Origin of the sequence: Salinihabitans flavidus (genome assembly GCF_900110425.1) — a bacterium.
In the GTDB taxonomy this organism is placed as follows: Bacteria; Pseudomonadota; Alphaproteobacteria; order Rhodobacterales; family Rhodobacteraceae; genus Salinihabitans; species Salinihabitans flavidus.
This window is the reverse complement of record NZ_FODS01000001.1, coordinates 190832-213629: the sequence shown is the minus strand read 5'-3', so window position 1 is coordinate 213629 and position 22798 is coordinate 190832. Positions and strand designations below refer to the sequence as shown.

Annotated in this window: 19 protein-coding genes; 12 read left to right on the top strand and 7 right to left on the bottom strand. The window is 64.5% G+C overall.

What is annotated here, in order from left to right; all coding sequences use genetic code 11:
- Positions 1-7: 7 nt before the first annotated feature.
- Together BMW66_RS01035 and serB are read right to left on the bottom strand one after the other, a co-directional pair.
- Complete coding sequence (locus BMW66_RS01035; protein ID WP_093114773.1) at positions 8-1012, bottom strand: Hint domain-containing protein; 1005 nt, start codon at positions 1010-1012, stop codon at positions 8-10.
- A gap of 132 nt (positions 1013-1144) precedes the next feature.
- Positions 1145-2020 carry a phosphoserine phosphatase SerB gene (serB, locus tag BMW66_RS01030; RefSeq protein ID WP_093114942.1) on the bottom strand — a complete coding sequence of 292 codons (876 nt, stop codon included), beginning with the start codon at positions 2018-2020 and terminating at the stop codon, positions 1145-1147.
- Between the two features lie 158 nt (positions 2021-2178).
- Here serB and BMW66_RS01025 point away from each other — a divergent pair, with 158 nt between their 5' ends.
- The 7 genes from BMW66_RS01025 to BMW66_RS01000 all read left to right on the top strand — a co-directional run bounded on the left by BMW66_RS01025 (position 2179) and on the right by BMW66_RS01000 (position 10711).
- A complete protein-coding gene (locus BMW66_RS01025) occupies positions 2179-3324 on the top strand; it encodes a phosphoserine transaminase (RefSeq protein ID WP_093114772.1) in 1146 nt (381 codons plus the stop codon).
- A 113-nt stretch (positions 3325-3437) separates the two neighbouring features.
- A complete protein-coding gene (gene serA, locus BMW66_RS01020; protein ID WP_093114771.1) occupies positions 3438-5033 on the top strand; it encodes a phosphoglycerate dehydrogenase in 1596 nt (531 codons plus the stop codon).
- A 97-nt stretch (positions 5034-5130) separates the two neighbouring features.
- Complete coding sequence (locus BMW66_RS01015) at positions 5131-5862, top strand: metallophosphoesterase family protein (RefSeq protein ID WP_093114770.1); 732 nt, start codon at positions 5131-5133, stop codon at positions 5860-5862.
- Between the two features lie 172 nt (positions 5863-6034).
- Positions 6035-7210, top strand: coding sequence for an acetyl-CoA C-acyltransferase family protein (locus BMW66_RS01010; protein WP_093114769.1), 1176 nt, complete (start codon positions 6035-6037; stop codon positions 7208-7210).
- Positions 7211-7465: 255 nt separating this feature from the next.
- The gene (locus BMW66_RS20235; RefSeq protein ID WP_175483125.1) at positions 7466-7618 is read left to right on the top strand and encodes a hypothetical protein; all 153 of its coding nucleotides are present in this window, start codon (positions 7466-7468) and stop codon (positions 7616-7618) included.
- A gap of 17 nt (positions 7619-7635) precedes the next feature.
- Positions 7636-8019: a hypothetical protein gene (locus BMW66_RS01005; RefSeq protein ID WP_093114768.1), complete on the top strand. Its 384-nt coding sequence runs from the start codon at positions 7636-7638 to the stop codon at positions 8017-8019.
- Between the two features lie 184 nt (positions 8020-8203).
- Positions 8204-10711, top strand: a complete 2508-nt coding sequence (locus BMW66_RS01000; protein WP_093114941.1) for a GcvT family protein — start codon at positions 8204-8206, stop codon at positions 10709-10711.
- A 44-nt stretch (positions 10712-10755) separates the two neighbouring features.
- On the opposite strand, the gene BMW66_RS00995 is transcribed toward BMW66_RS01000, so the two are convergent.
- From BMW66_RS00995 to BMW66_RS00980, 4 genes are all read right to left on the bottom strand, one after another.
- Positions 10756-11100 (bottom strand): carboxymuconolactone decarboxylase family protein, encoded by a 345-nt coding sequence (locus BMW66_RS00995; protein WP_093114767.1) that lies wholly within the window; start codon positions 11098-11100, stop codon positions 10756-10758.
- Between the two features lie 66 nt (positions 11101-11166).
- Positions 11167-11826, bottom strand: a complete 660-nt coding sequence (locus BMW66_RS00990) for a DUF938 domain-containing protein (RefSeq protein ID WP_093114766.1) — start codon at positions 11824-11826, stop codon at positions 11167-11169.
- Complete coding sequence (locus BMW66_RS00985; RefSeq protein WP_093114765.1) at positions 11826-12896, bottom strand: NAD(P)/FAD-dependent oxidoreductase; 1071 nt, start codon at positions 12894-12896, stop codon at positions 11826-11828. Before BMW66_RS00985 ends, BMW66_RS00990 begins: the two co-directional genes overlap by 1 nt.
- A gap of 80 nt (positions 12897-12976) precedes the next feature.
- Positions 12977-13558, bottom strand: coding sequence for a VOC family protein (locus tag BMW66_RS00980; RefSeq protein WP_093114764.1), 582 nt, complete (start codon positions 13556-13558; stop codon positions 12977-12979).
- Between the two features lie 547 nt (positions 13559-14105).
- On the opposite strand from BMW66_RS00980, the gene BMW66_RS00975 reads away from it, so the two are divergent.
- Positions 14106-15389 (top strand): hypothetical protein, encoded by a 1284-nt coding sequence (locus BMW66_RS00975; RefSeq protein ID WP_093114763.1) that lies wholly within the window; start codon positions 14106-14108, stop codon positions 15387-15389.
- Between the two features lie 51 nt (positions 15390-15440).
- Here BMW66_RS00975 and BMW66_RS00970 read toward each other — a convergent pair whose 3' ends face one another.
- A complete protein-coding gene (locus BMW66_RS00970) occupies positions 15441-16031 on the bottom strand; it encodes a DUF1285 domain-containing protein (protein ID WP_093114762.1) in 591 nt (196 codons plus the stop codon).
- 71 nt (positions 16032-16102) lie between these two features.
- On the opposite strand from BMW66_RS00970, the gene BMW66_RS00965 reads away from it, so the two are divergent.
- The 4 genes from BMW66_RS00965 to BMW66_RS00950 are packed head-to-tail and all read left to right on the top strand — an operon-like array spanning position 16103 to position 22783.
- Positions 16103-17113, top strand: a complete 1011-nt coding sequence (locus BMW66_RS00965; protein ID WP_093114761.1) for an AAA family ATPase — start codon at positions 16103-16105, stop codon at positions 17111-17113.
- The gene (locus BMW66_RS00960) at positions 17110-17982 is read left to right on the top strand and encodes a DUF58 domain-containing protein (RefSeq protein WP_093114760.1); all 873 of its coding nucleotides are present in this window, start codon (positions 17110-17112) and stop codon (positions 17980-17982) included. The genes BMW66_RS00965 and BMW66_RS00960 overlap by 4 nt, the downstream gene beginning before the upstream one ends.
- Positions 17982-20744 carry a DUF4159 domain-containing protein gene (locus tag BMW66_RS00955; protein WP_093114759.1) on the top strand — a complete coding sequence of 921 codons (2763 nt, stop codon included), beginning with the start codon at positions 17982-17984 and terminating at the stop codon, positions 20742-20744. The genes BMW66_RS00960 and BMW66_RS00955 overlap by 1 nt, the downstream gene beginning before the upstream one ends.
- On the top strand, positions 20741-22783 hold the full coding sequence (locus BMW66_RS00950; RefSeq protein WP_093114758.1) for a hypothetical protein: 2043 nt from the start codon (positions 20741-20743) through the stop codon (positions 22781-22783). The genes BMW66_RS00955 and BMW66_RS00950 overlap by 4 nt, the downstream gene beginning before the upstream one ends.
- Positions 22784-22798: the final 15 nt, after the last annotated feature.

The following is a 22798-nucleotide window of genomic DNA, read 5'->3' as shown; positions in this document are numbered from 1 at the left end:
GGCGCGGTCAGGCCACCAGTGCACTTTCCCATCGCCGCAGACAGCGCCGGGCGGTGGTGTGCTGTGTCGGTGTGGCATCCGATCCTTGCACCTTCTCAGGGAAAAGCGCCTCGAGTTCTGCCCGTGCGGCCCGGTTCAGAGTCTCGATCGTCATGGCACCCAGATGCAGGCTCTCGCTCGGGATGCCTTCGGCCCAGATCACTTCATGCCGGTCGAACACCAGATGCACATAGCGGACCCGACGCATTCCGATCTGCCGGATCGTCGAGCCATTGACCAGATGAAGCGCCGCCACCAAAACCTGCGGCTGGCCGAAATACAACTCGGCATATCCGTTCTCCACCAGCATCCGGTGTTGCGGGGATACCAGAAGATCGCGCCAGTTTCCAAGCGCACCGGCCTTGATTTCGACCGGCGCCATCGTGCCAAGCCCCGGTACCTCGCGCTGACCTGCCCATCTGACCGGCTGAAGCCCGTTATCGAGCGTGCGCACCAGATCGCCGGGGCGTATCACGTCGACAGGCAGGGGGCCGGTGCCCGTCTCGATCAGCGTGCCGGCCGCGAAACAGGGAAAATTCATCGGCTCGGGTGAGAATGTTTCGAACGAAAGCTGCTGATCGCGCGGCGGATCCGCGCCGGGCCCGTATTGCACCGTTCCCGAGGTCAAACCGTTTGCGTCAAAGACGATATTCGCGGGGCTGGTGATGATCTGATGATCGCCCGAGGATGCCCGCCCCTGAAACTGATCATGCTGCGGGTTGAGACTGGAATAGATCGGCGGTGAGGGCGGATCGGTTTCCGGCCAGGCATAGATGTCGACGAATTGTCCGTTGGAGAACAGCGAATCGCCATCGTTTACCTGCCGAACGACGATGCGGAACACGTCTTGCTCTGTTCCCAGAGCTTCGACACCGGACAACTTGACCTTCATGCCGTTGTTATTGCCGGAGGTCGAAACGTTCGAAAACGTCCCGATTTCATTCCCGGTCATGAAAACTTCGACTTCTGCCACGATATGGCCCCTTGCAACACATCCCCCCAGGATTTGTTGCCGGAACAGGCGTTCCAAGAAGTGCCCGACATTTCAGATGGTTTCAAGGCTGTTTGCGCCCGGCGCGTGAGATTGACCGCCGCCTGTGTGCGTTCAGCCCGCGAACTCCGACCGCGAATACCCCTGAAGATAGAGAAGCGCCGTCAGATCCCCGTGATTGACCCGGATGTCGCATTGCGCCGCGACCGAGGGTTTCGCGTGGAGCGCAACGCCCGTGCCTGCCAGCCCCAGCATTCCCAGATCATTGGCCCCGTCGCCCACCGCGATCACCTGATCGAGACGCAGGCCGCATCGCGCGGCAGTCTCCGTCAGGGTTTGAACCTTCGCCTCACGTCCAAGGATCGGACGGGCTACATCTCCGGTGAGCTTGCCGTCCTCGATCAGAAGTGTATTGGCGCGGTTCTCGTCGAACCCGAGGGTGGCGGCGACATGGGCGGTGAAGGCGGTGAAGCCCCCGGACACAAGCACCGTATGCGCGCCAGCCGCCGTCATCGTTGCCACAAGCGTGGCGCCACCGGGCATGACGCTGATGCGCTCCGCCAGAACTTGGTCGATCACCGCCGCGTCCAGTCCCTTCAGAAGGGCGACCCGTTCCAGCAGCGCGCCTTCGAAATCCAGCTCGCCGTTCATGGCGCGGGCGGTGACGTCTTTCACATGGGCGCCGACGCCGGCCATGTCGGCCAGTTCGTCAATGCACTCCTGTTCGATCATGGTGCTGTCCATGTCGGCAATCAGCATGAATTTACGGCGATTCTCGCGGGGCTGCATGTTGAGATCCACGCCAAGGGGCTGAAGATCCGCCCACACGTCCCGAAAGTTTTCGGGCATTCGCGGGACGGGAAATTCCGCCGCCTCATCGGGGGACAGCCAAAGCGCCTCACCCCCACCCCAGGCGTTGCGCAGCGAGTCGACCAGTGCCGGAGCGAGCGTCGGGGAGTCTGGAGAGGTCAGCAGTGTGATGGTGTGCATGGGGAAGTTTCCGATAGGCGGCGCGTGAAGTCGCAAATGAAGGATCAAGCGACGCGATAGCACCATTTTCCGGCTTGTGAAAGCCGCGCCCCCCCTCTAAGACCGTCGGCGGGACACCCCTCCCCAACGAGGGGCGTTTATCTGGAAGGATAGCAGAAATGACTATGCAACAACCGGCAACGCGGCCGGCCAACCCGCGTTTTTCTTCGGGCCCCTGTGCCAAACCCCCCACATTCGAGTTGAGTAAACTGGCCGACGCCACACTGGGCCGGTCGCACCGGGCCGCTGTCGGCAAGGACAAGCTCAAGGCCGCGATCGAAGGCACACGCGAGATCCTCGGTATACCGGCTGATTACCGGATCGGGATCGTGCCAGCCTCGGATACCGGGGCGGTGGAAATGGCGATGTGGAACATGCTCGGCGCGCGCGGCGCAGAAATGCTGGCCTGGGAGAGTTTCGGGTCGGGCTGGGTCACCGATGTGGTCAAGCAGCTCAAGCTCGACGCGGTGGTCAAGACCGCCGATTATGGCGAGATCGTCGATCTCGCCTCGGTCGATTTCGCCAATGACGTGGTGTTCACCTGGAACGGGACGACGTCGGGTGTGCGCGTGCCCGATGGCGACTGGATTCCTGCGGACCGCGAAGGCCTCACCATTTGCGACGCGACCTCCGCGGCCTTCGCGATGGATCTGCCCTGGGACAAGCTCGACGTGACGACCTTCTCCTGGCAGAAGGTGCTAGGCGGGGAAGCGGCGCATGGTATGCTCATCCTCAGCCCCCGGGCGGTCGAGCGGCTGGAAAGCTATACGCCGGCATGGCCCCTGCCGAAGATCTTTCGCCTGACCAAGGGGGGCAAGCTGATCGACGGCGTATTCAAGGGCGAGACGATCAACACCCCGTCGATGCTTGCGGTGGAAGATTACCTTTTCGCTCTGGATTGGGCGCGCTCCGTCGGCGGCCTGAAGGGTCTGATCGGGCGCGCGGACGCCAATACCGGGGCGGTGGCCGATTTCGTGAAGCGGAACGACTGGATCGATTTTCTGGCGCAGGATCCTGCGACGCTGTCGAACACCTCCGTTTGCCTGAAGTTCACCGACGAGCGGATCAAGGATGGCGCAGCCTTCGCCAAGGCCGTGGTCAAGCGGCTGGAAGCGGAGGGTGTGGCCTATGATGTCGGCGCCTATCGCGATGCGCCGGCCGGTCTGCGGATCTGGTGTGGTGGCACGGTGGAAACCGCCGATGTGGAGGCGTTGCTGCCATGGATCGACTGGGCCTTCCACGAAGAGATCGACGCACAGGTGTGAAAACAGGGGTGGATTGGCGCCCGGCACATGGCGTGTGGGCGGGTTTTCCCCGCCCTGCGGCCGCCGGACGGCACCGCGCCCCCTGATCCCGGAATTTCAAAGGAATAACGACAATGGCTCCTAAAGTACTCGTCTCCGACAAACTCTCCGAAACCGCCGTGCAGATCTTTCGGGATCGCGGCATTGATGTGGATTTCATGCCCGATCTGGGCAAGGACAAGGACAAGCTGGCCGAGGTGATCGGTCAGTATGACGGTCTCGCCATCCGCTCGGCCACCAAGGTGACTCCGACGATTCTTGAGAAGGCCGACAGGCTCAAAGTGGTCGGTCGCGCCGGTATCGGCACCGACAATGTGGACAAGGAGGCGGCCTCCAGGAAGGGCGTGATCGTGATGAACACGCCGTTCGGCAACATGATCACGACCGCGGAGCACGCGATTGCGATGATGTTCGCCGTGGCGCGTCAGATCCCGGCGGCCAGCGCCTCCACCCAGGCGGGCAAATGGGAAAAGTCGAAGTTCATGGGCGTGGAACTGACCGGCAAGACGCTTGGCGTGATCGGCGCGGGCAATATCGGCGGCATCGTGTGTGACCGGGCGCGCGGCCTGAAGATGAAGGTGATCGCCTATGATCCCTTTCTGGGCCAGGAAAAGGCCGACAAGATGGGGGTGGAGAAGGTCGAGCTTGACGACCTCTTGGCGCGGGCCGATTTCATCACGCTGCATGTGCCGCTGACCGATCAGACGCGCAACATCCTGTCGAAGGAGAACCTTGAAAAGACCAAGAAGGGCGTGCGCATCATCAACTGCGCGCGCGGCGGATTGGTGGACGAGGCGGCTCTGGCCGAACTGATCAAGTCCGGTCATGTGGGCGGGGCGGGGTTCGACGTGTTCTCGCAAGAGCCGGCAACGGAAAACCCGCTTTTCGGTCTGCCGAATGTGGTCTGCACCCCGCATCTGGGCGCCGCGACGACAGAAGCGCAGGAAAATGTCGCGCTCCAGGTCGCCGAACAGATGTCGGACTTTCTGCTTACCGGGGCCGTGACCAATGCGCTCAACATGCCGTCAGTGACGGCGGAAGAGGCAAAGGTGATGGGGCCGTGGATCAAGCTGGCCGATCATCTGGGCAGCTTCATCGGCCAGATGACCGATGAGCCGATCAAGGCGATCAATATCCTGTATGACGGGGTGGCGGCGCAGCTCAACCTGGAGGCGCTGAATTGTGCCGCAGTGGCGGGCATCATGAAATCCTTCAATCCGGAGGTGAACATGGTTTCCGCCCCGGTGGCCGCCAAGGAACGCGGGATCAAGATTTCCACCACCAATCAGGATAAGTCCGGTGTCTTCGAAGGCTATATCAAGGTCACGGTCGTCACCGACACGCGCGAACGGTCCATCGGGGGCACCGTGTTCTCGGACGGCAAGCCGCGCTTCATCCAGATCAAGGGCATCAACATTGACGCCGAGGTCGGGCCGCACATGATCTATACCACAAATGAGGACGCGCCGGGGATTATCGGCATCCTTGGCCGGACCATGGGTGAGAATGGGGTGAACATCGCCAACTTCACCCTGGGTCGCTCGGCGGCCGGGGGGGAGGCGATTGCGCTCCTCTACGTCGATGAGGCGGTGCCGGCCGATGTTGTCGGAAAGCTGAAGGAGACCGGGCTTTTCAAACAGGTCAAGCCGCTGGAATTCGACGTGGCCTGAGACAAAGGGTATTGTTCGGGAAATTCCGCGCCGTCCCCTGTCGGGGGCGGCGTTTGCGGTTTATGATCCGATGCGAGGCGAAAAGGAGCAGAAGGTCATGACAGGCAAACCGATTTACGCCGTGGGAGACATTCACGGGCAGCGCGCCATGCTCGAAGACGCGCTGGCGCGGATCGAGCGTGACAGCGGCGCGGATGCGCGGGTCGTGTTCCTTGGTGATCTGGTGGATCGCGGGCCGGACAGCCGGGGCGTGATCGAGCTGCTGTCGCAGGGGGTCGCGGCGGGACGTGACTGGACCGTGCTGCGCGGCAATCACGACCGGCTTTACAGCTATTTCCTTCGGCAGGTTCCCTGTACCGATCCACAGATCCTTGTAGGTTATCAATGGCTTCATGAGCGGATCGGCGGGGTGGAAACGCTGCGATCCTATGGCATAGAAGTGCCAGCTGGCATGCGCCATTATCAGCTTCTGAAAGAGGCGCTGGCGGTGATCCCGCAAGCGCATCTCAATTTCATGGACTCTTTGCCCACGCATCTGGAGGCCGGGGAACTTCTGTTCGTTCATGCCGGTATCCGCCCGGGGCTGCCGCTGGAGCAGCAGAGTGAGGACGACATGCTTTGGATCAGGGACGAATTTCTGGATTACAAAGAGCCACATCCGTGGCTTGTCGTGCATGGGCACACGCCGGAAAGACGGCCCGTTCACATGGGCAACCGCGTCAATCTGGACAGCGGGGCAGGCTTCGGAAGGCCGCTTACCACGGCGGTGTTCGAGGGGCGCAGGTGCTGGATTCTGGGCGACAGGGGACGCGAACCGCTTACCCCTTGATCGCAGATCGGGTCGGGCGGGTTCGATGGGTCGGCAGTCTTTCCCCTGCTGCGGGCAAGCGGGCGCCGAAGTATACCTTTCCTTGCGTCGCGTCGTGACGGGACGTTCTGGCTGACAGGGGGATGCCGCGCCTGCATAATGAGGGCAACTCAGACATCTGAAGGAGATGGACATGTCGGATATCGTGATTCTCGGTGGTGCGCGCACCGCGATCGGCACATTCGGAGGGGCGCTGGTTGGCACGCCGGCGATCGAGCTTGGTGCCGTAGCGGCGCGCGCGGCGCTTGAGCGGTCGGGTGTGGAGGGTGCGCAGATCGGGCATGTCGTCTTTGGCAACGTGATCAACACCGAACCGCGTGACATGTATCTGTCGCGCGTGGCCTCCATGCAGGCAGGCGTGCCCGAGACCGTCCCGGCGATGAACGTCAATCGCCTTTGTGGTTCCGGTGCGCAGGCGATTGTTTCGGTGGTGCAGTCCTTGATGCTGGGCGATGCGGACTTCGGGCTGGCCGGTGGTGCGGAAAACATGAGCCGCGCCCCCTATATCGTGCCGGATCAGCGTTGGGGCGCGAAGATGGGGGACATCAAGACGCTGGACATGATGCTTGGCACGCTCAACTGCCCCTTTGGCAGTGGTCATATGGGCGTGACCGCCGAGAATGTCGCCGATGAACATGAGATCAGCCGTGAGGATATGGACGCCTTCGCCCTTGCAAGTCAGACCCGCGCGGCCAAGGCCATAGAGGAAGGGCGGTTCAAGGAGCAGATCGTGCCCGTCGAGGTGAAGGTCAGGCGCGACACCGTGGCCTTTGACACCGACGAACACCCCAAGGCAACGACCGAAGAGGCGCTTGCCGGTCTCAAGGCCGTGTTCAAGAAAGATGGCCGCGTCACAGCGGGAAACGCATCGGGCATCAATGATGGCGGGGCGGCGATTGTTCTGGCCCGCGCCGAGGCGGCGGAGAAGGCCGGGCTCAAGCCGCGTGCGCGTGTAATTGGCTATGCCCATGCCGGTGTTCGTCCCGAGGTGATGGGGATCGGCCCTGTACCCGCGGTGGAAAGCCTGTTGGCCAAAACGGGCCTGTCCGCCAGCGATTTCGATGTGATCGAATCGAATGAGGCTTTTGCCGCGCAAGCAGTGGCGGTGAACAAGGCACTCGGTCTCGATCCAGCGAAGGTGAACCCCGATGGCGGGGCGATCGCTCTTGGCCATCCGGTTGGCGCGACGGGCTGCATTCTTACGGTAAAGGCGCTGTATGAGCTGGAGCGGATCGGTGGATCAAAGGCGCTGATCACCATGTGCATCGGTGGCGGCCAAGGGATCGCGCTGGCTATCGAAAGAATGTGATCGTTTCAGATCGGTGCGGCGATACGCCTCTCTGCACTCTTCGCCGGGTGCGCCCGGCGAAGGCATTGGATACAAGGGCAAGAGAATCGCGGCCATCGCGAATGTCGGGCCGTTCCTGTTCCGGACGATGCGTGGTTTTGATGTCATAGGTGTGCGTGACGCGACTTGGCGCCATGTTTTTTCCACGGTTTCGTGCCCCTTTAGGTCGGTTTTGCCGTGCAACAAGGGTTCGACCGTTTGAAAGGGGTGCCGGAGATGGTCCGGGTTTTGCCGTTCATACTGCTGGCACTTGGCTTTGTCGCCTATGCCGTGGCCGATGCGCGCGGCCTCGGACAAGGTGAGCCGGTTGCGACATTGATCACCCCGACGGTCGTCGTTGAACAGATCGCGTCTGACAAGACGTACTGAAAGTCAGGAGCGGGAACATGCGATTCGGTGCGGCACTACCCTTTGCGATTGTCTGCGCGAACGTGAGCGTTGGCGCGGACTTCATGATTCAGGCGCAGGCGGCCGGGGGTGTCTTCACGCTTCGCGATTACGGCCGGAGCGTTTGGGATCGAATGGACGCGATGGGGACCGAGGCTGTGGAACTGGCCAGCACGGCAAGCGGCGAAACAGGGCCGGAGGATACACCAGCCCCACCCGCGCCGGTGATGACAGCCCGACCGGCAAAGCCCGCCGCGATGACACCCCCCGCCCCGCCAGATCCGAAGCCCGTGGTGCGGCGTGAAACGCGCGGTGTATCGGGCTTTGGAGCCGGAAATTGCACGCAGGTCGGAGCGATGAAGCGCTGCACCATCGGCGACTGACGTTTTGCCCTGATCTGTGAATGCGTCCGCCGCGTGCGGCCCGTAGACTCTGGTGGAAATTCCGGGGGACCAAAAGGCGACTCACAGGTCGGTTTCAAGCCTTTTTAAGTCGGGTGAAAACAGCGCAGCGCCGCCGATTTTGACAATGTGCCGCAAGTTCACCTTTCAAGGGAGTCGCGGCGCGATGAAAACCCAAGTCAAAGCATTGATTGTCGGCGGTGGCGCCATCGGCACCTCGATTGCCTATCATCTGGCCAGGGCGGGCTGGGCCGACGTCATGCTGATTGAGCGGGATGAACTGACCGCCGGATCGACATGGCATGCCGCTGGGCTTCTGCCGCTGTTCAACATGTCCTATGCGACGACCCATATCCACAAGTACTCCGTCGATTTTTACAAGACACTGGAAGAGGAGACCGGGCTTAACGCCGGCTTCTATGTCGTGGGCAATCTGCGCATGGCGCAGAGCGAGGCGCGCATGGATGAATTCATGCTCTATGCCACGACCGCTGAAACCTGCGGTGTGCCCTTTGAGTGGATGAGCCCGCAACAGATCAAGGACCGTTGGCCGCTGGTGCATAGCGACGATCTGAAAGGCGCGATCTATCACCCGACGGACGGCTACATCAACCCGGCCGATGTCACGATGGCAATGGCCAAGGGTGCGCGTCAGCACGGCGCGACGATCGAACGCAAATGGCAGGCGGACGGATTCGAATGGAAGGGTGACCACTGGGACGTGACGCTCACCAAGATGGTGGAAAAGGGCGGCAACCTTGTGCCCAGCGACGAGCAGGTGATCGTCAGCGCCGAACATGTCGTCACCGCCTCCGGCAACCACGCTCCGCGCACCGCGCGACTTCTGGGCATCAAGATGCCCGCCATCCCGGTGGAGCATCAGTATATCGTGACAGAGCCGGACCCGGCGCTGGTGGCCTGGCGCAAGGAGGGCAACCCGGAGCATCCGGTCCTGCGCGATGCGGATGCGAAATGGTATGTGCGTGAAGAGCGTGGCGGCTGGATTCTCGGCCTCTATGAACGAAACGCCCCCGCGCGCTTCGAATACGGGGTGCCGGAAAGTTTCCGCGCCGATCTCTTCCCGCTCGATCTGGAGCGGATCGAAGAGGAATACATGTCGATGATCCACCGCATCCCCTCGTCGGAAGAGGTGGGGCTGAAGGATGATTACAACGGGCCGATCTGCTATACGCCGGACGGCAACCCGCTCGTCGGTCCGGCGCCGGGCCTGCGCAACATGTGGCTTGCCGAAGGGTTCAGTTTCGGCATCACGGCGGCCGGCGGAACAGGGTATTACCTCGCGCAGATGATGGTGGAAGGTGAGGCAGAGATTGACATGGCCTCGCTCGACCCCAAGCGGTATTCCAGCAATTGGATGACGACGGAGTTCGCGGCGCGCAAGAACGAAGAGGCCTATGAGCACGTCTATATCCTGCATCACCCGGATGAAGAGCGCCCTGCCGCCCGCCCGCTGCGCACCGCACCGGCCTATGACCGGCAGAAGGCGCGCGGGGCACAATTCGGATGGGTCAACGGCTGGGAGCGTCCGAACTACTATGGACCGCTGGATGCGCCGGAAAACTTCGATCACGACGCGCGCAGTTTTCGCCGGGGCGGTTGGTGGCAATACGCCGTGGACGAGGCGAAGGCGATCCGAGAGGGCGTGGGCCTGATCGACGCGACCGCCTTTACCAAGCATGTCGTCAAGGGGCCGGGCGCCACCGCGTTCCTTGACTGGTTCACCTGCAACAAGCTGCCGCGCGTGGGGCGGATCAACCTGACCTATGCGCTTACCAGTCATGGCACGACGCGCACCGAATATACCATCGTGCGGCTGAAAGAGGATGAATATTATCTCGTCTCCTCGGGCGGTTGGACGGAATATGACGCCGATTACCTTCGGGCAGCGGTTGCCGACAAGGAGCCGGAGTTTGGCCGGATCGAGGTGCAGGACGTGACCACGCAATGGGGCGTTTTCGCCATCGCGGGGCCGAAATCGCGCGACGTTCTCAATGAGGTGATCAAGGACGCGGAACCCGGCACAGCGCTGTCCAACAAGCGCTTCCCGTGGCTGTCCGCGCGGCAGATCGAGCTTGGCATGTGCCCGGTCAACGCGATCCGCGTCGCCTATACCGGAGAGTTGGGCTGGGAGCTGCATCACCCGGTGGAAATGCAGAATTACCTTTTCGACCTGCTGGAAAATGCCGGTGAGAAACATGGCATGAAGCTGGTGGGCGCGCGGGCGCAGAACTGGCTCCGGCAGGAGAAGAGCTATCGCGCCTTCGGCAATGAGCTGGGCCGCGATGCCACCCCGCTGGAGGCCGATCTGCCGCGTTTCATCGATCTGGACAAGCCGTTTCACGGCAAGGAGAAGCTGGTGGAAACGGGGGTGCGATCGAAGTGTTGCACGCTTCTGATCGACGGGCCGGGCGATGCCGACCCCTGGGGCCGCGAGGCGCTTTATACCGAGGATGGCACGCGGGTGGGGCGCCTGACATCCGGCGGTTATTCGGTCGCCTTCGAGAAATCCATCGGCATGGGCTATATCCGGCCCGATCTGGCGGTCGAGGGCACCAGGCTTCAGGTGAAGATGCAGGACACGCTATGGGATGCGGTTGTGACCAGTGACAGCCCTTATGATCCGAAGAATGAAACCATCCGCAAGGATGGCTGATCTGGCTGGGGCGGCCTCGGCGGCCACCCCAGCCCTCTGAAGGGTTAGTCCGCCGCTGCGGTGAATTCATCAAAGCAAGCCAGCGCCTTGGCCGAATACATGAGCGACGGCCCGCCGCCCATCTGCACCGCCATTCCGAGCGTCTCGGAAAGCTCTTCTCGCGTGCCGCCAGCGCGGATCAGCGCCTCGATGTGAAAACCGATGCACGCCTCGCAGCGGTCGGCCACGGAGATTGCCACGGCGATGAGTTCCTTGGTCTTGATGTCCAGAACGCCATCGGTCTTGACCGCCTTGGAGAGTTGGCCAAAGCCCTGCGCGACCTCGGGAATGGCCTTGTTGAGACTGCGCAGCGCGTCTTTCATGTCGGTCTGTTTGTCGGTCCAGGTCATATGCGAATCCTTGCATTTTGTCTGCCGCGTTGGACCACGTTGACGCCGGCACCGCCTTGATCGAGATCAGGACGGGCGGCGCCAGACCAGCGAAAGATTGTTGGCGGGCATTTCGACGACATGCGCAACCTCAAGTCCCGCTTCCATGCCCCAGTCGAGCACGTCGAAATCGCTTTTGTAGCCGATATCGGGATCTTGTGCCCTAAGGCTTTGGTGAAAGGCCGCGTCGCCGTCCGAGGCGAATTCCTCGTCGCGCAGGAACGGGCCGTAGATCATCAGAAGGCCGCCGGAAGCAAGGGCGTTCGCGGCCTCAGTGATCAGGGTTCTGGCCTCTGGCGCGCTGATGAGATGTAGCAGATTGATCAGCACGATCAGCGACTTGCCGGTATGATCCGCCCCCCAGCCAGGGGCGGTGGCGTCGAGCGAGATGGCGGGCGCGAGATTGGAAAGCCCCGCCTCCGCGGCATAGGCGTCGATGCTGGCCCGGCGCGCGGCGTTGATTTCTGTCGGTTGCCAGTGAAGGCCCGGCAGCCGCGCGGCAAGGGTCACGGCGTGCTGCCCGGTGCCCGAGGCCAGTTCAAGCGCCGCGCCGTTCTGCGGTGCGATCTCCGCCAGCAAATCGGCGATGGCCTCGGCATTCCGCGCGGCGGAGGGGGCATGGAGCTTGCCCCCGGTGTCCGGTGTAGCAACGGCGGCGCTGTCGGGCAGGTTGAGACGGCGGGGCATCAGGCGAACCTTTCGGGGCTGAGGGCGGCGGCAGTGTCGGAGCCAATATCAGGCGTTCGGCCCGCGACGAGATCGGCGACAAGCAGCGCGGCGGCGGCAGTGGATTGAATCCCGTTGCCGCCCTGTCCGGCGACCCAGAAAAACTCGCTTGCGTCGGGGGCGGGGCCGATCACGAGATCGCGGTCGGGCGCGAAGGTGCGCAGCCCGGCCCAGTTCGCCTCCAGCCGGGTGACGGGCTCGGTGACGAATGCCTCATACCGGGCAAGGCCCTCGGCCAGCACCATGTCGTCCGCCCACGCGTCGTGAGGCTCTTGCGGGTCTTCCTCGGCTGGCGACACGATGAGCGATCCGGCGTCGGGCTTGGCATACCATTGCTCGCGGATGTCGAGCAGCATCGGCCAGCCGGATACGTCATGCCCGCCCGGCGCCGGAATCCGCGCCATGGAGCGGCGCATGGGCGTGACCCCGAGGGGCGCCACACCGGCCATTCGCGCGATCCCGTCCACCCACGCACCGGCGGCATTGAAGATGATGCGCGCCTCATGGGTGGTGTCGCCGGTAGATACGGCCCACCCGCGACCGTTTCGGGAAATGTCACTAACGTGTTGCCGCAAAAGGATTTCCGCACCATGTGCGCGGGCCTCTTTCACGAAACCCTGAAGCAGAAGATCGGTGTCGATGTCGCTGACATCCTCATTGATCGCGGCGTGACCAACGGCGTCGGGTGACAGGATCGGGACGCGGTCAAACGCGGCGTCCAGGGGCATATCGCGCATGTTGAGCGCCTGCTTTCGGGCCCCGAACACGTCCTCATCCCCCTTGCGCGCCACGATCATCAGGCCGCGCGGCGACAGCACGCCCGCCTCGCGCAGGTATGGGCCGCTGGCCATATTGAGACGGCGGGTCAGCCCGTGACCGTAATCGGGGGCATAGAGCGCGGCGGATCGGCCCGAGGCGTGATAGCTCAAAGCGTCCTCGGATTCGAGCACGCGGGTGGTGCCGAGGGGGGCGAGGCGGGCGGCGGTGGAGAGGCCGGCGATGCCGCCGCCGATGATCAGGAAATCGAGCATGTGCCCTCCTTCGACGCTTCGGGAACCGGCGGGACGATGCCACGGTAACGCCTTGGGGAAAAGCGGCTTTCCGCGCCTTGTCAGTAGGGATCGGCGGGGCCGCGATAGGCGGAGAGCGACGGCTGCCGGTCATCCACCAGCGCCTCGATCGCGTCGGCCAGATGCTCGGCGTCGATGTGATGGTCGCCGCGCTCCACCCGGATGCGATGGGCGCGGATCATCACCTCGGCGTGGGTGCAGCCTGCGGGCGGTTCGAACCGATAGCAGGCCAGTTCGATCAGCAGCCCCAGCGGATCCTTGAAATAGATCGAATCCATGAAACCCCGGTCCCTGACGCCGGAGTGGGCAATGTGGCGTTCATCAAGTCTTTGTTCCACTTGAAGAAAAACCGCGCGGCTGACGTTGAAGGCGATGTGATGGACGCAGCCGGGGTCGGTCGGGGTGCGGCGGTGAAGGGGTTTGCGGGCCTCGTTGGTGAAGATCGTGATAAGCCGCCCGTCGCCCGGATCGAAGTAGAGATGCCCCTCGTCGGGATCGTCGAGATTGGGCTGTTCGAAGACGAAGGGCATGCCCAAAAGCCCCTCCCAGAAGTCGATGGAGGTTTGCCGGTCGGCCCCCGTCAGGGTGATGTGATGCACGCCCTGTGCCTGAATCCTGCGCATGATCTTCCCCGTTTGTCCGATGCGGAAAGTGTAGCGTGTCGGGAGGGGATTTCGAAGGATTTTTGCCCCTCCCGGGCGAATCAGTCCAAGTCGTTGTTAACGCCGGATAACCCTGTGCGGTAAAACGTCGGTATTACGTCGGTATCGCGTCGGTGGCGGAGGGCGCCGGACGCACCGTTAACAGGGCGTTCGGTGAGGGTTTGTCAACCTTTGCGCCGATTGGCGGAGTTTGACCGGGCGGAGCGCGCGTTTCGCGCGCCCACCATAGTTTGCGCTCGGGCCGCGCAGGCCCCGGGGCGCTGCCCCGGACCCCGGAGTATCTCTGACAAAGGTGAAGAGTGGCCGAGGGGCTACGGGTTGGGGTGGTCTGAGGTTTGGCAGTTCGCGCACCACAAGAACCCAAGTTTGTTGACGCCTTGTGATTTGTCTTTCTAGGGTTGAAGCAATCATTGGGAGAATAGGTATGATTGACTTACCTGATTACGTGAAGCAGGGCGAGCGAGCCCGACTATTCCCGGTCCTTGCGGACACAAGCCGTGAAGGAAGAATGGCGTCGATTTTTCTGTCGCTTTTACCCCAAATCCCATCTCTTGCTGGAGCTGTCCTGAACACTGTGGGTTTGCGCGTCGGCAAACGAACAAAGATCGAGACCTTCACAGAAGTCGTCTTAAAGGACTGCAATGACACGAACAACAGGCCGGACGGCTTGTTGGTGGTTTCAACAGGAAAGGCAACCTGGAGTGCACTGGTTGAAGCCAAGATCGGCAAGTCCAAGCTCGACGCGGATCAGGTTCAGCGATACCTTGAAATGGCGAAGGCCAACGGGATAGATGCGGTTCTGACGATCTCAAACGAGTTCGTCGCCAGAGCCGATCATTCCCCGGTCGTTGTTCCCAAAACTCTACTTCGCAAAGCGAGCCTCTATCATTGGTCGTGGACATGGATCGCCACGCAGTGCGAAATCCTGTCCATTCAGGGCGACGTCGAGGATAAAGAGCAGGCGTTCCTGCTCAGGGAAATTATCCGTTTTCTAAAACACTCTGGGACAGGTGTTGAGCGCTTTTCACAGATGGGGGCCGGATGGAAGGATCTCGTTCAGGCCGTGACCAACAATGGAACCCTCAAGAAGACCGCACCAGAGGTCGAGGAGGGCGTTGGCTGTTGGCTGGAGGAGGAGCGCGACCTCAGCCTTCAATTGTCAAGGCACGTCGGGCAGCCCGTCGAGGCGGTCATCGAGCGCAAGTTGCGGGATGATCCTGCCGGCCGACTCAAGGCCGGAGTTGCCCAGCTTGTAGATGCGCAATGCCTGACGTCCATCTACCGGATTCCAGATAGTGCCGCTGATATCGAGGTGAATGCAGATCTGACACGAAAGACCCTGTCTGCCGGGATGAGAATGAAGGCGCCGCTTGACAAGAAATCGACGAAGGCCAGAGTGAACTGGCTTCTTCGCATGTTGAAGGATGATGATCCCCGAATCATCATCCGCGCCCATTGGCCCGGTCGGGCTGCGGCCACCCAGCAACCGCTTTCGGTGCTTCGCGATACGCCGGAGGTGATCCAGACCGAAAACAAGGATGCGGCGCCGCATTCCTTCGAGGTTCTCTTGGTCGAGAGCCTTGGCAAGCGTTTTGCCGGGCGCCGAACCTTCATAGAGGATGTCGAGCAAGTGGTGCCGGATTTCTACGATCTCGTCGGGCAGTATCTGCGTGCGTGGCAAGCCCCGCCACCGCGTCCGGTGAAATCGCGCTCTACCGTGGATGAGGATGCGATCACCCAAGAAACGCACGACGCGATCGATGAGGAGACACCGGAGGCTGCGGCCCGATGAGTATCCGGCGCTGACAGGAGGCCGACAACGCTGTTGGTCGCGCCACTCTTGTCAGGGCAACTCTGCGGAGGGGATGACGGGGAAGAATTCACCGCCCGACCAGAGGCCGAACCAGTCGGTGCCGTCCACCGTCTCATGCGCGCCAAGGTCCACCAGACGGTAGAAGCTCTTGCGGTCGATCAGCGCCTCGAGGTTGGCGCGGATCAGAACGTAGGGCGACGGCTCCCCGGTGTCGGGGTCGCGCGCGACACGGATCGGGTGATCGGGGCCGGCGGCGGCGGTGTCGCCCACGTTCGTCTCGAACGTCAGAAGCTGGTCGTGGCCGGTGCCTTCGGCCTCGAAATCGACGGCGACGAAGGGTGCGTCGTCGACGGTGATGCCGACTTTTTCCACCGGGGTGACGAGGAAATAGTCGTCGCCGTCCTTGCGCAGGATCGTGGAGAAGAGCCTGACCAGTTCGGGCCGCCCGATCGGTGTGCCGAGATAGAACCATGTCCCGTCGCGGGCGATGCGCATGTCCAGATCGCCGCAGAATTCGGGATTCCACAGATGCACAGGCGGCAGGCCCTTGCCCTTGCGGGCGGCGCGTGCGGAGGCGGCGATGCCGTCGGCGGAAGGTTTCACGAGATTTTGTCCGCTCATAGTTTTTGCCATTTGCACAATGCGCGATAGTGTTACTTGGGTATCATATAGGTTTTCAGAGGAGAAATGCCATGACCGATGAGTCCGACCTCGTGGCCGATATCGAGGCGCTGGGCGAAAAGCTCGGACGCGCGCGGGAGGCGATCACGCGGCGCTTCATCGGGCAGGAGCGGGTCGTGGATCTTACGCTGTCTGCGCTGCTGTGCGGGGGGCACGGGCTTTTGATCGGGCTTCCGGGGCTGGGCAAAACGCGGTTGGTGGAGACGCTTTCGACGGTCATGGGGCTGCATGGCAACCGGGTGCAGTTCACCCCCGATCTGATGCCGTCGGATATTCTCGGCTCCGAGGTGCTGGAGAAATCCAAGGGCGGGGCGCGGAGTTTCCGATTCGTGCCGGGGCCGATCTTCTGCCAGCTTCTGATGGCCGACGAGATCAACCGCGCCAGCCCGCGCACGCAATCGGCGCTGCTTCAGGCGATGCAGGAGCGCAAGGTCACCGTGGCGGGCGCGGATCGCGCGCTGACGCCGCCGTTTCACGTGCTGGCCACGCAGAACCCCATTGAGCAGGAGGGCACCTATCCGCTTCCGGAGGCGCAGCTCGACCGCTTTCTGGTGCAGATCGACGTGCCCTATCCCGACCGCGAGACAGAGCGCGACATCCTTCTGGCCACCACCGGGGTGGAGGAGGAGGAGGCGCATGGCGTGTTCACCGCCGAGGAGCTTATCGCGGCGCAGAGGATGCTGCGCCGGATGCCGGTGGGCGAGAGCGTGATGGAGGCGATTCTCGATCTCGTGCGGTCCTTCCGCCCCGAGGATGCGACCGCGCCCGAGCGTGTGCGCGAGGCGGTCGCATGGGGTCCGGGGCCGCGCGCGGCGCAGGCCTTCATGATGACGGTGCGGGCGCAGGCGCTTCTGGAGGGGCGGCTGTCGCCCTCGGCCGAGGATGTGGTGGCGATGGCGCGGCCGGTTCTGACGCACCGCATGGCGCTGACCTTCGCGGCGCGGGCGCGGGGCGAGACGCTGGGCGAGTTGATCGACGAGGTGGTCGCACCGCTGCGCGGCGGCGCCGGGGTGGCCGCGTGAGCGATGCCCCCACCCTTCGCGCGCGCGCCGAAGCAGAGGCGGCGCGGCTGCCGCCCCTTCTGGCGCAGGCGGAGCATCTGGCCGGGACCGTCCTTCTGGGCGAGCATGGGCGGCGGCGCGCGGGGATGGGGGACGACTTCTGGCAATACCGGCCGGTGCAGCCGGGCGACACTTATCGGATGATCGACTGGCGGCGCAGCGCCAAGAGCGGGCAGCATTTCGTGCGTGAGCGCGAATGGCAGGTGGCGCAGTCGGTGATGCTCTGGGTCGATGGGGCGGCATCGATGGGGTTTGCCTCGAGCCAGCGGGTGCCGGAGAAGGGCGAGCGGGCGCGGGTGATCGCGCTGGCGCTGACAATCCTTCTGATCCGTGCGGGAGAGCGCGTCGGCCTGACCGGGAGCCTTCTGCCGCCACGGCGCGGGGAGGCGCAGATCCTGCGACTGACCGAGGCGCTGCTTCAAGCGCAGCCGGGCGACTATGGCGTGCCCGAGGCGCGGGCGATGACGCCGCATGCGCGGGCGGTCTTCGTGTCCGATTTCCTTGGGGAGACGGCGGCGGTGGAGGCGGCGCTGACCAAGGCGGCCGACCGGGGCGTGCGCGGTGTGCTGTTGCAGGTGCTCGATCCGGCGGAGATGGCCTTTCCCTATCAGGGGCGGACGGTGTTTCAGAGCATGGGGCGGACGCTGCGCCATGAGACCCGCAAGGCGGGCGATCTGCGCGCGCGTTATCAGGCGCGGATGCAGGAGCGGCAGGCGGCGCTGGCCGATCTGTGCCGGGTGACCGGCTGGCAGTATCACCGCCATCTGACCGATGCCTCGGCGCAGTCGGCGCTCTTGTGGCTGTATCGCGCGATGGAGCGGGGGCGCTGATGGCCGGTCTGCCCCTTGCCTTCGCGGCGCCCTGGCTCTTGCTGGCGCTGGCGGCGCTGCCGGTGCTGTGGCTGATCCTGCGCGCGATCCCGCCCGCGCCGGTGCGGCGGCTGTTTCCCGGTGTGGTTTTGCTGCTGGGGCTGAAGGACGACGACAGCGTGAGCGACCGCACGCCTTGGTGGTTGTTGCTGCTGCGGATGCTGGCGGTGGCGGCGGTGATCGTGGGGCTGGCGGGGCCAGTGCTCAACCCCCAGCCGAAACAGGATGGGCGCGGGCCGCTTCTGATCCTGATGGATGGCGGCTGGGCCTCGGCCGATGGCTGGACGCGCCAGCGCGAGGTGATCGCGGGGATGCTGGAGGGCGCGGCGCGGGACGGGCGCAGGGTGGCGATGATGCGCGTGGCCGCGCCCGAGCCTGCGCTGTTTCAGCCGGCGGGCGCGTGGCGCTCTCGTTTGCCCGGCTTCGCGCCGGTGCCGTGGCAACCCGATGCGCAGATGGCGCAGGAGGTGATCGAGTCGCTGGGCGATGCGCGGTTCGACACGCGCTGGATCTCCGACGGGCTTGACGGGCCACAGCGCGCGCCGCTTCTGCGGGCGCTGGAGGCGCGCGGCGATGTGACGATCCATCAGGATGGCGCGCCGGTCTACGGGGTGCAGCGCCCCCGTTTCGAGGGCGGAGAGGTGACGATTGTGGCGCGCCGGTCGGTGGCCGGGATCGCGGCGGAGGTCACGGCGCTGGCGCAGGGACGCGATCCGGCGGGCAACGAGACGGTGCTGGCGAGCCTGCCGCTGACGTTCGGTGCGTCGGAGCATTCCGCCGAAGGCGCGCTGTCGCTGCCGCGCGAGATGTCGGCGCGGATCACGCATTTCACGCTGCGCGAGGCGCAGAGCGCGGGGGCGGTGGCGCTGAGCGATGACAGCCTGCGGCGGCGCGAGGTGGCGTTGATCGCCGGGCGGCAGGAGCGCGAGGAATTGCAGCTTCTGTCGCCTCTGCATTATCTACGGCAGGCGCTGGTCGATACCGCCGAGGTGCTTGAAGGGCCGCTGACCGATATTCTGCCGGCCAACCCCGATGTGGTGGTTCTGGCGGATGTGGCGGTGCTCGCGCCGGCGGAGGAGGAGGCGCTGACCGACTGGGTTGACGAGGGCGGGCTGCTGCTGCGCTTTGCCGGGCCGCGTCTGGCCGCGAGCGACGTGAGCCGCGAGGCGGAGCATCCCCTGATGCCGGTGCGGCTTCGGGTCGGGGGGCGCAGCGTGGGCGGCGCGATGACATGGGGAGAGCCGAAATCGCTCGCCCCCTTCGATCAGGACAGCCCCTTTCACGGGCTGGAGGTGCCGGACGATCTTCGGGTGAGCGCGCAGGTCATGGCGCAGCCCGATCCGGCGCTGGCGGACCGGGTGATCGCGCAGCTCAGCGACGGCACACCGCTTGTCACGCGCAAGGGGTTGGGCGAGGGGCAGGTGGTGCTGTTTCATGTGACGGCCAATGCCGAATGGTCGGGCCTGCCGCTGTCGGGGCTGTTCGTGCGGATGCTCGACCGGCTCGCGGTGCTGAGTGCGACCGACCGCGCCAGCGCCAAGCAGATGGAGGGCACGATCTGGCAGCCGGTCAGGGTGCTTGACGGGCAGGGCGACCTACACGACGGTCAGGCCCTGCCCGGCGTGGCGGGCGAGGATCTGAGCGCCGCGCCGCTTGGCCCCGATCTGCGGCCCGGTCTTTACCGCGAGGGGGATCGCCTGCTGGCGCGCAACGTCGTGACGGAGGAGACGGATTTGACCCCGATGCAATGGCCCGCGCGGCTGCCGGTGGAGGGGTTGGGCGCGCCCCGGACCGTGGATCTGAGCGGCGGATTTTTGGCCGCCGCGCTGATCGTGCTGGTGCTGGATGTGATCGGCTCCCTGCTGGTGTCGGGGCGATTGACCGGGCTGCGTGCCGGGCTTCGGGGCGCGGCGGTGCTGATTGCCGCGCTGGTGCTGCCGTTTGAGGGGCAGGCGCAGGAAGGCGACGACGCCCGCGCCATCCGCGACACGCGCGAGGTGGTGCTGGCGCATGTGGTGACGGGCGACGCGCGGCTTGACGAGGCGGCGCAGGCCGGGCTTCGCGGGTTGAGCGAGGTTCTGTTCTTTCGCACCTCGATAGAGCCGAACGCGCCCGCCGCCGTCGATCTGGAGCGCGACGAGCTGGCCTTTTACCCGTTCCTCTACTGGCCGGTTTCTCCCGATCAGCCGATCCCGTCGGACGTCGCCTATGGCAAGCTCAACGCCTATCTGCGGTCGGGCGGGATGATCCTGTTCGACACGCGCGACGCGGATGTGGCGCGGTTCGGCGCCTCGGGGCCGAACGGGCGCAAGTTGCAGCGGCTGGCCGAGCCGCTCGACATTCCCCCGCTGGAGCCGGTGCCGGACGATCATGTGCTGACGCGAACCTTTTACCTGCTTCAGGATTTTCCGGGCCGCTATCAGGGCCGCGATGTCTGGGTGGAGGCCGCGCCCCCCGATGCAGAGCAGATCGAGGGGATGCCGTTCCGCAATCTCAACGACGGAGTGACGCCGGTGGTGATCGGCGGCAACGACTGGGCTGCCGCATGGGCGGTGGATGAGCGCGGCAATTCGCTTTACCCGGTGGGGCGGGGCCGCGCCGGGGAACGGCAGCGGGAGCTGTCCTATCGCTTCGGGGTCAATCTGATCATGCATGTGCTCAGCGGGAACTACAAATCCGATCAGGTGCATGTGCCCGCGCTTCTGGACAGGTTGGGGCAATGACGGGTCTGGTGCTTTTCGAACCGCTTCTGCCCCTGTGGATCATCGCGGTGCTGGCGGTGCTTTCGGCCCTCGGGGTGGGCCTCGCGCACTGGCGCGGGCTGTCGGGCTGGGCGCTTCGGGGGATTGCGGCGCTGGTGGTTCTGGCGGCGCTGGCGGGGCCGGTGCTGCAACGCGAGGACCGCGAGCCGCTGTCGGATATCGTCGTGCTGCTGGAGGATGAAAGCGCCAGTCAGGTTCTCGGAAGCCGGGCGGGGGTGACGGAACAGGCAGCGGAGACGCTTGCCGCGCGGCTGGGTGCGCGGGATGCGACCGAAGTGCGGCGCGTCACCGTGCCCGATGGCGCGGGCGATGAGGGCACACGGATGATGACCGCGCTGACCGATGCGCTGGCGCAGGAGCCGCGGGCGCGGGTGGCCGGTGTCATCGCCCTGTCGGACGGGCGGGTGCATGACATGGAGCGCGCGCCGGACCTGCCCGCACCCTTCCACCTTTTGCACACCGGGCGGGAGGAGGATTGGGACCGCCGCCTGATCGTGCGCAACGCACCGGCCTTTGCCATTCTGGGAGAGCCTGTGACCCTTACCTTGCGGGTCGAGGACAGCGGCGCGTCGCCCGAGGACGTGGCGCGCGTTCCGCTTGAGATTTCCGTGGATGGCGAGCCGCCGCAGGAGTTCATGGTGCCGGTGGACCGCGACATCGAGATTCCCGTGACCCTGCCGCACGGCGGGCGCAACGTGATCCAGTTCACCGTGCCGGAGGCCGAGGGCGAGCTGACCGCGCGCAACAATTCGGCGCTGGTGCAGATCAACGGGGTGCGAGACCGGCTTCGGGTGCTGTTGGTGAGCGGAGAGCCGCACCCCGGCGGGCGGACGTGGCGCAACCTTCTCAAATCCGATGCTTCGGTCGATCTGGTGCATTTCACCATTCTGCGCCCACCGGACAAGCAGGATGGCGTGCCGGTGTCGGAACTGTCGCTGATCGCCTTTCCCACGCGGGAGCTTTTCCTCGACAAGATCGAGGATTTCGACCTGATCATCTTCGATCGCTACAAGCGCCGGGGAATCCTGCCGTCGCTTTATATCGACAACGTGGCGAGCTATGTCGAGAATGGCGGCGCGGTGCTGATTTCCGCCGGGCCGGATTTCGCCAGCGCCGACAGCCTTTACCGCTCACCTCTGTCGCGGGTGGTGCCGGCGCGGCCCACAGCGCGGGTGATCGACGAGGGATTCCTGCCCGAAATCACGGAACTTGGCGAAAAGCACCCGGTGACGGCGGGCCTTCCAGATGCCGGGGAATGGGGCCGCTGGCTGCGCCAGATCGACGTAGTGCCGGAGGCGGGGCAGACCCTGATGACCGGGCATGAAGATCGGCCGCTTCTTGTCCTCAACCGTGTGGGCGAGGGGCGCGTATCGCTTCTGGCATCCGATCACGCGTGGCTCTGGGATCGTGGGTTTGAGGGGGGCGGTCCGCAACTGGAGCTGCTGCGGCGGCTGGCGCACTGGATGATGGGCGAGCCCGAGCTTGAGGAAGAGGCGCTTTCGGCGGAGGCCACCGGGCAGCGGATGCGGATCACCCGCCAGACGCTTGCCGACGAGGTGGGCGAGGTGGAGATCACCACCCCGTCGGACGATGTCACCTCCGTCCCGTTCGACCCGGTCGGGCCGGGCCGGTTCGAGGCGCTCTACGAGGGGCCGGAGATCGGGCTTTACCGTTTGGCTCAGGGGGACCGCGAGGCGGTGATCGGACTTGGCCCGGCCAGCCCGCGCGAGTTCGAGGAAACGATCGCCACCGGCGATGTGCTCGAACCGCTGATCGCATCGGCACGCGGCGGGGTTCTGGCGCTGGAGGAGGGGATGCCCGCGATCCGCGAGGTGCGCGAAGGGCGCCCGGCGGCGGGGCGCGGCTGGATCGGAATCACGCCGCGCGGCGCCTACGAGGTGCAGGGCGTGTCGCGCAGCGCGCTTCTTCCGGGGTGGCTGACGCTGTTGCTGGTGGCGGCGCTGATCACCGGCGGCTGGCTGCGTGAGGGGCGGCGGTAGGGCCGCCTGCCCTGC